We start from the raw sequence: 839 nt of genomic DNA on the forward strand, positions 1-839 counted from the left end.
TACCGATTTCTGTCCCACTCTCTTTTTTGTTTGTCTTTTTTACATCATTGGTCAAGTTTAATGAATTGCAAAGATACCAGAATGACCAGCTTTTATCTAACACCTCAGCGCTGCTAACAAAAAAGAGCGGAAAATGCTTTCCGACTCTTTTTATGCATTCAAAAATTATAATTCAGCAATTTGGCTGAGGTTGACTTCTGCAACCGTGTCATTTCCAAACATAGAGATAATCATCTTGACCTTATTATTGTCAATTTCCGTGATTTTGCCAGTATAGTTAGCAAAGGCACCGTCAATGATGCGAACTGTATCGCCCACTTTGACATCCAAGTCAAATTCTTGAACTGTTTGTCCCATAGAAATCAGAATGCTGCGGATTTCTTCTTCCAAGAGCGGAGTTGGTTTCGAACGGTTTCCATGTGAACCCACAAATCCAGTTACGTTTGGCGTATTCCGCACGACAAACCAAGCTTCGTCCGTCATAACCATCTCAACCAATACATAACCTGGGAAGCGGTTTTCTTCGACTTCCTTGCTCTTGCCGTTTTTCTCAACTTGCACGGTCTGAGTCGGAATTTCCACGCGCAGGATATTTTCCAGCATATTATAGGTCTGAGCACGTTGCAAGAGATTTTCCTTTACCTTATTTTCATAGCCTGAGTAGGTTTGCAGTACAAACCAGCCTTTATCAAAACTGTCCATGTTTTGTCCTTTCCTAAATAAAAAAGCCTAGGGCTTCTGCTTGATATCTAGCCTTATTATACCATAAAATCTAAAATTACAAAGCATTTTGGTAAATATTTTACAGACAAATGAGAGTGGGACAGAAATCGGTAATT

At 39.5% G+C, this 839-nt stretch carries 1 protein-coding gene; it reads right to left on the minus strand.

What is annotated here, in order from left to right:
• Positions 1–165: 165 nt before the first annotated feature.
• A complete protein-coding gene (gene nusG / locus A0765_RS09670) occupies positions 166–702 on the minus strand; it encodes a transcription termination/antitermination protein NusG (protein ID WP_005591544.1) in 537 nt (178 codons plus the stop codon).
• Positions 703–839 lie beyond the last annotated feature (137 nt).

It is taken from the genome of Streptococcus cristatus (assembly GCF_001588905.1).
Classification (GTDB): Bacteria; Bacillota; Bacilli; order Lactobacillales; family Streptococcaceae; genus Streptococcus; species Streptococcus cristatus_N.